Origin of the sequence: Microcoleus sp. PH2017_08_TRC_O_A (genome assembly GCF_020738665.1) — a bacterium.
Classification (GTDB): Bacteria; Cyanobacteriota; Cyanobacteriia; order Cyanobacteriales; family Microcoleaceae; genus Microcoleus.
Window position 1 is genome coordinate 1 of record NZ_JAEQCE010000133.1, and the last position, 11233, is coordinate 11233.

The window sequence follows — 11233 nt, forward strand, 5'->3', positions numbered from 1 at the left end:
GCCACAAGCTTGAGGGTCTAGAGGGATATTTGAATGTCCCACTGTCGCCCTTTTGGGTGGGCCCGAATCCCCGTCGCTTTAGCCCTGGGGAGGTTCAAAACCGCCAATCTTACAAAAAAGCTCGCAGCCCCCAGACTAAAGTCTGGGGATGCAAGGGTATAGCAGCAAAATTGACAGAAATTCTAGTTAAAAACCACAATTGTGTACAGAAGGGCACACATCACCAACAATGGGTGGTGTCACAATTGCGGCTAATCCTACAATGCCATCCGTTTTTCAGCAGTTCCGCAGCACGCATTCCTGTTCGTGTCGGCGATCTCTGGAATAGGGCAAACCTAATTCAACCGGGCGCACAATGCCAAAATCAGTTAATAAACCATTAAAACACCATTCGCAATCTCTAAAAAGATTCCAGCAATCACACCGTTGCTTTACCGTATCACTAGCAGTTGAGCAGCAATGCCAACTGAACCTCCCTTGCCCTAGGCCCGGACTTCTGTAAACTGGGAAATAGTTTCACACATACTTGAGTCAGGTGCGACCTGTCTCACTCAAAAGATGAACTTGCCCGCTGTCCTAGCTTAGACTAACCCTTACACTTAAGCTTCTGTAAAGGTCTATGAATCCTCCTGCATCTTCCACAAATTACTCTTCTCTGGACAACGTGATAGATGTCACTCCTATCAGCAGTGAAAATAATCAACCCTACTCTACCCCTACGCCTTCTCCCTCTCCCGAACCCGTGGTTGCTCCTGCCCCTACCAGCAGCAGTGCAATTATCCCGCGCCAAGGAGTCACAAACATTCTTGCTCACCTAAATAAGGAAAGTTCCGTAGCAGCAGTTAAGGAAGTAGAAGAAAAACTTAAGGTTGTCAATCAAACCCTGGGAATGCTCGATAACATCCTGGAGAGCGAGGGATTTGACGCTATCCTCAACGATATGTTGCAGTCGATTACCCTCAAAACAGGGGAATTGCTCAATGCCGATCGCACTACGATATTTTTATTAGACGACGACAAAAATGAACTCTGGGCAAAAGTTGCCAAAGACGAAAATGGCAAAAGCATAGAAATCAGAGTTCCCGCCCACGTGGGCATCGCCGGAGAAGTAGCCACCGAGAAAAAAGTGGTTAACATCCCTTACGATTTTTACAACGATTCGCGATCGGCTAACGCCAAAAAAGTTGAAGAAAAAACGGGCTACCGCACTTATACAATGCTGGCAATGCCCCTGCTAAAGGAAGAAACAAACGAGTTAGTAGCAGTCGTTCAACTGATTAATAAACTAAAACCCGATCACCAAAATCACGCTAGTTTAGATCGACAAATCGACAGGGCTGGATTCACGGAAGAAGACGAACGAGTTTTCAATGAATTTGCTCCCTCAATTCGCCTAATTCTAGAATCCTCCAAATCTTTCTACGCAGCAACTCAGAGACAGCGGGCCGCCACGGCGCTGATGAATGCCGTAAACGCTCTTTCTAAGAGCAGTCTCGACTTAGAAGATACCCTCAAAAGGGTCATGGATCAGGCCAAAGAACTCATGAATGCCGATCGCAGCACCCTCTGGCTGATCGACGAAGATAAAGATGAACTGTGGACGAAACTTCCCAACAAAGAAGGCACACTTACAGAAATTCGCATACCCAGAACAGCCGGTTTTGCAGGAATCGTCGCCCAATCCAGCGAACACCTGCTGATTTCCTTTGACGTGTACGACGACCCCCGCGCCAAAACTTCGCGAGATACCGACCAAAAAACAGGCTACCGCACTTGCAGTATGCTGTGTATGCCAGTGTTTAACTCCGACAACAAATTGATTGGAGTTACGCAGTTAGTCAACAAAAAACGACAAGGAGAATTCCCGCCCTACAACCCGGCAGATTGGCCTCAGGCCCCCGAACAGTGGAAAGCGAGTTTCAATAAAAACGACCTGGACTTTATGCAGTCGTTTAACATCCAAGCAGGAGTGGCCCTGCAAAATGCCAAACTGTTTGCAGAAGTCAAACAGCAAGAACAAAGACAAAAAGATATGCTGCACGCCCTGACTAACGGCGTGATTTCTACAGATAAAAAAGGCAATATAGTTGCGACAAATCCCAGCGCCCAAAAATTACTCGGTGTCAGCGAGGCAGAATTAGCAGAAGGCCAATCTTTGCGCGAGTTAATTAAGTTAGAAAAAGGCGATTTTGCCAAGTGGTTCGATGCGTCTTTGTCTCCAGAAGACGATAACGATCGCCAGCAGTATTACCCCGATCAAGTTTTGCTCTCCTGTGAAGGAAAATCGCAGAGTATCAATCTCTCGATCAACTCAATGACCGATGCTACCGATCCCAACAAAGTCAACGGCGCGTTAGTCGTCATGGAAGATATTAGCAGCGCCAAGCAAGTCAAAAACTTGATGTACCGTTACATGACCCCAGAAGTAGCCGAAGCACTGTTAGCTTCAGGGGATACAGGATTGGGCGGCAAGCGCAAGGAAGTTTCGGTGCTGTTCTCAGATATTCGCAGCTATACCACACTTACGGAAAAATTGCAAGCTGAAGAAGTGGTGGTGATGCTCAACAAGTATTTTGAAGTGATGGTAGATGTCGTATTCGAGTACGGAGGCACTCTCGACAAATACATCGGCGACGCTCTGATGGCAGTTTTCGGCTCTCCGGCGCCCCTAGAAGATCATGCTTGGTGCGCGATGCAAACGGCAGTGAAAATGCGAGCAGAACTCGATAAATTCAATCTCGATCGTATAGCTAATGGTGAGTTGCCCATCAGTATTGGTATGGGCATACATTCCGATCAAGTTGTCAGTGGCAACATTGGCTCAAGTAAACGCATGGAATTGACTTCTATAGGAGATGGCGTCAACCTCGCCTCTCGCTTAGAAGGCGCCAGCAAGCAGTACGGAACTGACTTAATTATTAGTGACAATACCTACAAGCATTATCACGAGAGAGTCTACGTGCGGGAACTCGACTTCATTACCGTCAAAGGCAAAAGCGAACCAGTTATCATTTACGAACTCGTCGGCATCAAAGAAGGATACTCGCCCATTGGCAAGTCACTAACCGAAAAACAGCAACAAGTTGTAGAACATTATAATAAGGGTCGCGAACATTACAAGACGCCAGTCACTCACAGACTATCTGACAGTGAGGTGAAAAATATCTTAGATGATGTCGCCCAAATGCCGGAGACAGAAATCAAAAAACTTTCCTACAGTGTCGAGGAACAGTTGGAATACGAACTAAAGAAGTTGTTATATCAACTCAAAAAGCTGTCAGAGTACGATCCCAAAAATCTGTCTGAAGCAGATAAACTAATCGTGCTGTTGCAGCCAGAAATCCAACTGTTGAAATTGGAAGGTCTCAAAAACCTCTCGGAAGATGAAGCCAAAATGTTGCTGCAAGCCAAAATCAAGCAGCTATCAGCAGACGATATTCAATCGTTGCAAGAGGGCGAGGTTAAAAAACTGTTGGAAGCAGACATCTTAGAACCATCAAATCCTAAAATTAAAAGGCTGAAACCCGCACAGATCAGGCAGCTATTGCAGGCTAAAATTAAAATTAAAGCCTCCGAGACAGTGATAGAAATGTTAGAGGAGGAATTTGAAAATCTGGGACTCGATCGCGTGAAAAAACTCCTCAGCGAGTTTAAGAAAGTCTTAGAACCAAAAGCCAAGCAAGCTTTTAGAGACGCAGAACGCGAATTTAACCTTGTTCTGGACATTGAACCCAAAAACAAGGCAGCTAAACTGCACGTCGATCGCTGCGGGTTATATAAGCTCAGCCCTCCCGACGTACTAAACTGGGACGGCGTATGGAATCTCAAAGAAAAATAGCAGCGGTACCCGGTGCGGAGGGGGCGATCGCGATCGGGAGTGCACCTCCCCTCCAATCAATTAACCTTAATATCCTGTTGGGGCAATTTTAAATCAGCTCCAGCAGGTATGATTGTTAGATAACCGGACTTGGGATCGCTTGCCTCGCCACCGCCAGATACCCGCATTGTGCGGTGTTTGGCGACAACAAACACAGCACTTCTACCTTCAGAAGAGCTTCCAAAAAAAATTAGGACTTGCGCCAGCATTACCCAGTTTTTAAGAAAAATCTGGGGCAAAGGCGACCTAACATCCACTCAAAAACCGGGTTTTTTACCCCGCGCCCGTAAGTCTTAATAACTTTGGCGCCTCCTAAAAGCAGCTTGCTTTCAGCAGAAAGCTAACGTTCTAGTCTTAGATATAGAAAACTACTAGCATCAGTTATGGATAATTGGAATTCGCAATCGGGAGATATTGAGTCGGTAGATCAGGTTTACCAACTATTGCTAGAGATTGCCCGCAGCTCGCTGTCAGATATCCCCAGAATCCCCGAAAACATCACTCAAAAGTCTCTTCCCCTGCTCCAAAAATTACAAAGCATTCAGCAAAGACCACAGGGACAAGGGTTTAAATCTGATTGGTTTTCGGTAAACGATCTCGAATGGGTGGCTCAAGTCCGCCAACTGCTCGAAGAACTGACCCGCCAGTCTTTGTCGGAACGGCCCAAAATGCCAGAAAACATGGCGGGCAGAGCTTTGAGTCTCGCAGATAAGGCACAAAGCATCAAAGAAACCATAGAAAATGCAGCCTCCAGCCCAAAAGATGAAGATGATAACTCGTTTCAGTCTCCAGAGACGCTGCTGAATTTATTGCACCAGAGTTTAAAAACTCAGCGGGCAAAAAGCTACCAACCAGACGCTCCCGAATGGCACCAACTCATGACCATGCTAGATGTAGTGCAGTCAATTTACAAGCAAATTCAACGTTAAATTTAAGCTTGAATCAGGGGCATTTTTATGGTGTTTAAAGGCGCTGGTTCTTTGGCAAAAAAAAGTTTTTTGCCGTAGCAATGTCGGACAAGGCATCGTGCGGCGTTCGTACTCCAAAACAATCACTCTGAACTCGCTAGGAGGAAACGGCATTGCCGTTTCCCTAGCCCGATCGATCCTAGGGAAACTGGACGTGCCGTTTCCTGAGTGTGGGTAATATTAATTGCGATACCACCAGGTTCGATCTAAATCGCTTAAACAAGTGCAGACAATTGCAGCTTGGCCAGCTAAGCTGGGTTCAATCGCTTCAGTGGCAGGTGAACATGAGCGGACAAAACATCGGGGATTTGTTAGGAGAAATATTAGAAAATCGGTATAAGTGCTCACGGCGACTAGGCAAGCAAGCCGGACGGCAAACATTACTAGCCCGCGACTTAAAAACCCAACAGCAAGTAGTAGTCAAACTCCTGTCATTCAGCAGCGATTTCAACTGGGAAGACTTGAAACTGTTCCAGCGAGAAGTCGAAACTTTAAAATCCCTATCCCATCCGGCAATTCCCCGATATCTCGACTCCTTTGAAATCGACACACCCAGCCGCAAAGGATTCGCCCTAGTTCAGACTTATATCGAAGCCAAATCCCTCCAAGAGTATCTCTCAGACGGCCGCACCTTCAGCGAAAATGAGGTCAAACAATTAGCCACAGCATTACTAGACATCCTCGGATACCTGCACCAGCGACAGCCGCCGGTGATTCACCGCGACATTAAACCCAGCAATATTTTGCTCAAAAATCGATCGGGCAATAGCGTCGGTGAAGTCTACCTAGTCGATTTTGGTGCTGTTCAAACCCTAGCCACGCAACAGGGAAAAACCGTCACCGTTGTCGGAACTTATGGTTATATGCCGCCCGAACAATTTGGCGGGAGAGCAGTTCCAGCTTCCGATTTGTACGGCTTGGGAGCAACATTAATCGCCTTAATTACCAAGCAGCATCCAGCCGATTTGCCACAGCAAGATTTGCGGATTGAATTCGAGCAATTCACGGAATTAAGTCCCGGTTTTAGCAATTGGCTGAAGTGGATGACGCATCCCAGTTTAGAACGCCGTCCCGCCTCAGTTCAGATTGCCAAAGAAGTTCTGGAAAAACCGCAGCAAATAGATAAATATTCCCGGCCAGTGAGACAGGGGAAAATTGTGAGTACCGACGAATTGTTCTGGAATGCGATCGAGGTCGGAATTTCGACAGGAACTAAAGCTATAGGAGCTTGTGCAGTAATAATTTTAAGCATCATTGCGATGGGGTTTTGGGAGCAAATTTTTATCGGAGGATTCTGGAGCGTTCTTTTCGCCTTGCCTCTGGCGTTAGCGAATGGAATAATCGCAGCAATTGTGACGTGCTTTTGGTTTTCCCCCCTAACTAATCCCAAACTTCACCGACAGGTTTTAAATGCAATTAGTATCGTGACATTTACCTCGGCGACCAGTATTTTCTTGTGGCCGATGATGGAGGATTGGAAGGATGAAGGGACGTGGAATATTATTAATGATGGAGAGCTTTCCATGTCTGAAATTAGCTTTATACTTGCAATATCGCTAATTGTAGGACTGTCAATGGGGACAGCTAGCAAGTCTATTGCCCGGTGGTATCAAAAAGCAAGCGGACTATAATCTAAAATTTACAGGAATTAGGCACTCTGACTTCTAGAAACCGGGTTTTTACGAAAATACGCGTTGTAACCGCCAGACTCGCTAAAAAAACCGATTTCTGAACCCCGACGCTCGCTTCAAATTAAAATAAAGGTCAACACGGTTAACTTAAGAGATGACAAGAGGGAAAACTCATGAAAAATAGATACTGTGATTGCTTCGTTCCTCGCAATGACCATCTTAAGTGAACCGTATTGAAATAAAGGTAATAAAACATGACTGGTAAAATATTAGCAGAAAGCTATGAAGTGCAGCGAATACTGGGAAAACAAACCGGTCGCCAAACGCTGCTGGCTCGCGATTTACAAACTCAAGAATTAGTTGTCATCAAACAGCTCTTCCTCGGTAGCGATTTTGAATGGCAAGACCTCAAGCTATTTGAAAGGGAAGCGGAAACTTTAAAAGCACTTTCTCACCCAGGAATTCCTCGGCACCTCGACTACCTGGAAATTGACGAACCAGACAGTAAAAGCTTTGCCTTGGTACAGACTTATGTAGAGGGAAGAACTTTAGAAGAACATTTGCGCTGCGGGCGTACTTTTAGCGAAAGTGAGGTGAAAGAATTAGCTAAATTGCTGTTAGCAATTTTGATGTATTTGCACGAGCAAAATCCGCCTGTTATTCACCGCGATATTAAACCAAGCAATATCTTACTACACAGCAGATCCGGCCATAGTGTCGGACAAGTTTATTTAGTTGATTTCGGTTCGGTGCAGAACCAAGCTGCAAAGTTTGGCGGCACAATTACAGTAGTCGGAACTTATGGATATATGGCACCGGAACAATTTGGCGGGCGATCGGTTCCGGCTTCTGACCTTTACGGTTTAGGTGGAACTTTAATTTATTTGGTAACGGGCTTGCATCCCATGGAACTATCGCAGCAGGATTTGAAAATTCAATTTGCCGATCGCGCGAAGCACCTCAATCCTAATTTGATTCATTGGCTGGAGTGGATGACCGAACCGAGCTTGGAAAAACGGTTATCTTCGGCTGATAAAGCATTCCGATCGCTCGACGAAAATCCCTGTGCTATCAACAAAATCAAAAAAAATCCTCTTGTAGTGCAACCGCCAGAAAGCGATATTAAACTCACAAAAAATTCGGAGTTTATAGAAATTATAATTCCACCTAAGGAAGTCGATTTTAGTTTGATTGCCTGGTTCTCGGCTGCGGTTGCTGCAAATATCCTTTTAAGGATAGGTGGTTCCAATTACCTATCGGTAATCAATAATTTATTAAGGAATTCGTTGATTATGCTATCAGGAAGTTTACTAGCTGCTGTAGTAGTAACACTTCTCTCTGCATTTCGGGAATTGCGTGTTAGAATAGATCGGCATCAAATCTCCTATACCAGCAATCTTCTAGGGCTGAAATGGAATTATCCACGATCGATCTCCAGACAGGAGATTTGTCAATTGGAAATTAGGCAATACAATTCCAACATTTATCAGATGCTTATTCAAGCTGGCAAGCAAAAATATCAACTAGGAGAAAACCAGGGACTAAGTGAATCAGAAATCACATGGTTAGCAACAGAACTAAGCCAGTGGTTGGGATTGAAAATTAAAAAAACTTTGACAGAGGGGAAAAATAATATCTGGTTCTGAAAATATCTCGATCGCCCAAACAAACCATTCCCCTCTCAAACTGTGGGATGGGCGTCCCGCCCGTCCAATCTATTGTTCGTGGGATGTCCCGCCCGTCCGCTGTATCTTCTCGCACTCCCCCGCTTTGTATCCAGCTTTATGCAGCATCGATCCCGATCGCCCGTAAAATGCTATGAAAGGGATTTGGCAAGTAGCACTCATCCCCGATCATCTGTTAAGTTGGAGATATTATTGTGGACTTATCGCTAATTCCGGCACAGCCGAAACCAGGACTGCTTAACGTCCTGATCGAAATTACCGCCGGTAGCAAAAACAAATACGAGTTTGATAAAGAGATGCAAGCCTTTGCACTCGATCGCGTGCTCTATGCCTCAGTGCAATACCCTTGCGACTATGGCTTCATACCCAACACCTTAGCCGATGACGGTGACCCCCTCGACGGCATGGTGATGATGGACGAGCCCACATTTCCAGGGTGCATCATCGCGGCCCGTCCGATCGGAATGCTGGAAATGATCGACGGAGGCGACAGAGATGAAAAACTGCTGTGCGTTCCCGACAAAGACCCCCGTTACGCTCACTATAAGTCCCTCAAAGACGTAGCCCCACACCGCTTGGACGAAATAGCCGAATTTTTTAGAACCTACAAAAATTTGGAGAAAAAAGTGACCGAAATTCTGGGTTGGCAAGATGTCGATCTAGTAATGCCGTTAGTCGAAAAGTGCATCGCAGCCGATCGCAAATAGGTTCCAAGCGCCTGCATCCTCGACTGCAACCCGAGTAACAATTCAGGAAGCCGAACTTAATGCAACCGATCCGCGTCTAGGACGTGCAGTCGAGGAGGGGGTGGCTAGAATCTAAAATCATTGGTGAATCCCCAGTCACCGGAACGGAATTCCTCAAACCGCCACCCCCGGCACAATCTTGAAAAAAATCCTAGTCATAGAGTAAGATTAAGCGCAAATTCTCAGCAAGCGGGCGAATGCGTTCTACTTTTGAGGAAAATTTACCCGAACACTGACATCAACGCTATCTTAATCTCAGGACAGTTCCGCACGCCGGGCAGCCCACAGGGTGCAAAAATGGTCTCTAAAGCGTGATATCTGTTACAGCAACCGATCGCGCACGGGTTGAGGCTTCTAACAACCCAAGTGTTCGGTAAGTCTGATTTCCGGGTTTGGTACTCGGATAGTTTTCTATAAAGCGTTTTATAGTACGGATTGCTAAAAACTAAACACTAAAAACTAAACACTAAGATCTCAACTCCCAAGTTCCTGCGCCCAAACCTAAAAAAGATGCCAGATTCCGCACCCTCTCAAACCACTCCAGAGCCTTCCGATCAGAAAGCCAGTATGGAAAATAGTCCTTTGACCGAGTTTGTCGTTCAGTTTTGGGGCGTGCGGGGCAGCATCGCCACCCCCGGCAGCAAAACAATTCGCTACGGAGGTAATACCTCTTGCGTAGAAATGCGCTTGGGGAAAAAACGCCTGATTTTTGATGGTGGCACCGGTCTGCGAGTTCTGGGCCTCAACCTGCTGCGACAAATGCCGGTCGAAGCCCATATGTTTTTCAGCCACACTCACTGGGATCACATTCAAGGATTTCCATTCTTTACTCCTGCCTTTATCCCGGGGAACTGCTTTCACATTTACGGAGCGATCGCCCCCAACGGCACTACAATCAAACAGCGTCTTGCCGATCAAATGCACCACCCCAATTTTCCAGTCCCCATCCAGGTGATGCAGTCAGACCTCAAATTTAACGATTTGACCCCAGGGGATATTCTCGAACTCGACGATGTGAAAATCGAAACCGCATTGCTCAATCACCCCAATACTGCGATCGGGTATCGAGTCACCTGGGAGGGACACACGGCCGTCTACTGCACCGATACAGAGCATTTTCCCGATCGGCTGGACGAAAATGTAGTACACCTAGCTCGCGACGCAGACGTGCTGATTTACGACGCCAACTACACCAACGAAGAGTATTACGACTTCAAAAACCCAAAAGTCGGCTGGGGACACTCAACTTGGCAAGCCGGAGTAGAAATAGCGAAAGCTGCGGGAGTCAAAAAGATCGTGATGTTTCACCACGATCCCGGTCACGACGACAATTTTCTCGATCGCGTCGAAGCAGACGTGCAGGCAGCATTCGCCAATAGCTGCTTGGCCCGCGAAGGCATGAGCATACCAGTGATCTAGAAAACCCATCCATGCGGGCTGGGAAAAAACTCCTCCAGACCGCAGAAATTAGCAGCCAGAACGCAGAAACAGAATGAATCACGAAACTCCCCCCAAGTATCGCTCTCGTGGCTTGCGGGGGCTTTACTCAACATTGCTGGTGTTGATAATTGTCTGCTGTACAGGAGGCGGATGGGTGGCAGCCCAGACTGCGAACTCCAACACTCCAGCGCGACTTGCTCAAGTGTCTGCTATTGAAGATAATGGCACTGTCGATCGCATCCCCGAACGCTACCAACTCGGACAGCAACTCTACCTAGAAAACTGCGCCACCTGTCACATCGGCTTACCCCCGCAAGTATTGCCAACAGAAACCTGGCGCCGCTTGTTGCAAGATTCCCAACACTACGGACAAACCTTGAAACTCCTAGTAGACCCGCCCCGGCTGCTAGTGTGGAACTACCTGCAAACTTTTTCCCGTCCCGAAGCCAAAGACGAAGAACTAGCTTACCGAGTCGCCACCTCTCGCTACTTCAAAGCTTTGCACCCCAGAGTCAAGCTGGCGCAACCAGCAAATATCAGCAGTTGCGTTACTTGTCACCCAGGTGTGTCTAAATACAATTTCCGCCAGCTTACCCCTGAGTGGGAAAATTCCCCGTAAGGAATCTTAAGTTCTTGATTGAGGAAAATCAGAATTCAAGTCTGAGCGATCGAACTACTGAAAAAGCAGGACTGAAGTCCTTACTACAAACCTTATAAAATCTGTTCGTAGTGAGGACTTTTGTTCTCGGAAAAAGCAGGACTGAAGTCCTCACTACAAACCTTGTAAAATCTGTGAGGACTTTAGTCCTCGGGGTGCATCTGGCGCAAGGAAGAGGGCGAAGCATGACCGCATATAAGTTATTAGTTATCATCTCCTATTGTCTGC

Annotated in this window: 10 protein-coding genes; 8 read left to right on the forward strand and 2 right to left on the reverse strand. The window is 46.6% G+C overall.

All coding sequences use genetic code 11. The annotated features are described in order from the left end of the window. Positions 1–383 (forward strand): hypothetical protein (locus tag JGK22_RS30800; RefSeq protein ID WP_293219050.1); only part of this gene is annotated, 383 nt, incomplete at its 5' end. Between the two features lie 236 nt (positions 384–619). Then, positions 620–3838: an adenylate/guanylate cyclase domain-containing protein gene (locus JGK22_RS30805; protein ID WP_293186848.1), complete on the forward strand. Its 3219-nt coding sequence runs from the start codon at positions 620–622 to the stop codon at positions 3836–3838. Positions 3839–3894: 56 nt separating this feature from the next. On the opposite strand, the gene JGK22_RS30810 is transcribed toward JGK22_RS30805, so the two are convergent. After that, on the reverse strand, positions 3895–4086 hold the full coding sequence (locus JGK22_RS30810; RefSeq protein WP_293186847.1) for a hypothetical protein: 192 nt from the start codon (positions 4084–4086) through the stop codon (positions 3895–3897). A gap of 174 nt (positions 4087–4260) precedes the next feature. Between JGK22_RS30810 and JGK22_RS30815 the strand changes: the two genes are divergently transcribed. The 3 genes from JGK22_RS30815 to JGK22_RS30825 all read left to right on the forward strand — a co-directional run bounded on the left by JGK22_RS30815 (position 4261) and on the right by JGK22_RS30825 (position 8122). Continuing rightward, positions 4261–4806: an inorganic pyrophosphatase gene (locus JGK22_RS30815; RefSeq protein WP_293186846.1), complete on the forward strand. Its 546-nt coding sequence runs from the start codon at positions 4261–4263 to the stop codon at positions 4804–4806. A 323-nt stretch (positions 4807–5129) separates the two neighbouring features. Beyond that, positions 5130–6476, forward strand: a complete 1347-nt coding sequence (locus JGK22_RS30820; RefSeq protein ID WP_293199077.1) for a serine/threonine-protein kinase — start codon at positions 5130–5132, stop codon at positions 6474–6476. A gap of 254 nt (positions 6477–6730) precedes the next feature. Beyond that, entirely contained in the window at positions 6731–8122 is a 1392-nt protein-coding gene (locus JGK22_RS30825) for a serine/threonine-protein kinase (RefSeq protein WP_293314409.1), read from the forward strand. A 69-nt stretch (positions 8123–8191) separates the two neighbouring features. Here the strand turns inward: JGK22_RS30825 and JGK22_RS30830 are convergent, their stop codons facing one another. Continuing rightward, positions 8192–8323, reverse strand: a complete 132-nt coding sequence (locus tag JGK22_RS30830) for a hypothetical protein (protein ID WP_293186843.1) — start codon at positions 8321–8323, stop codon at positions 8192–8194. 32 nt (positions 8324–8355) lie between these two features. Between JGK22_RS30830 and JGK22_RS30835 the strand changes: the two genes are divergently transcribed. The 3 genes from JGK22_RS30835 (at position 8356) to JGK22_RS30845 (ending at position 10966) form a co-directional block, all read left to right on the forward strand. After that, the gene (locus tag JGK22_RS30835; protein WP_293152463.1) at positions 8356–8868 is read left to right on the forward strand and encodes an inorganic diphosphatase; all 513 of its coding nucleotides are present in this window, start codon (positions 8356–8358) and stop codon (positions 8866–8868) included. A gap of 549 nt (positions 8869–9417) precedes the next feature. Beyond that, positions 9418–10326 carry an MBL fold metallo-hydrolase gene (locus JGK22_RS30840; RefSeq protein WP_293219044.1) on the forward strand — a complete coding sequence of 303 codons (909 nt, stop codon included), beginning with the start codon at positions 9418–9420 and terminating at the stop codon, positions 10324–10326. 73 nt (positions 10327–10399) lie between these two features. Then, positions 10400–10966 (forward strand): diheme cytochrome C, encoded by a 567-nt coding sequence (locus JGK22_RS30845; RefSeq protein WP_293186842.1) that lies wholly within the window; start codon positions 10400–10402, stop codon positions 10964–10966. Positions 10967–11233: the final 267 nt, after the last annotated feature.